General features: G+C 55.9%; 1 rRNA gene. It reads right to left on the reverse strand.

What is annotated here, in order from left to right:
* A 16S ribosomal RNA gene (locus CVH10_RS18135) occupies nucleotides 1-383 on the reverse strand; the annotation flags it as partial.

The raw sequence follows: 383 nt of genomic DNA on the forward strand, positions 1-383 counted from the left end.
CTCTTGCGAGTTAGCGCAACGCCTTCGGGTGAACCCAACTCCCATGGTGTGACGGGCGGTGTGTACAAGGCCTGGGAACGTATTCACCGCGGCATGCTGATCCGCGATTACTAGCGATTCCGCCTTCATGCTCTCGAGTTGCAGAGAACAATCCGAACTGAGACGACTTTTGGAGATTAGCTCACCCTCGCGGGATTGCAGCCCACTGTAGTCGCCATTGTAGCACGTGTGTAGCCCAGCGCGTAAGGGCCATGAGGACTTGACGTCATCCCCACCTTCCTCCGGCTTATCACCGGCGGTTCCTTTAGAGTACCCAACTGAATGATGGTAACTAAAGGCGAGGGTTGCGCTCGTTGCGGGACTTAACCCAACATCTCACGACA

This window comes from Halomonas sp. ND22Bw (assembly GCF_003011945.1).
GTDB lineage: Bacteria > Pseudomonadota > Gammaproteobacteria > Pseudomonadales > Halomonadaceae > Halomonas > Halomonas halophila.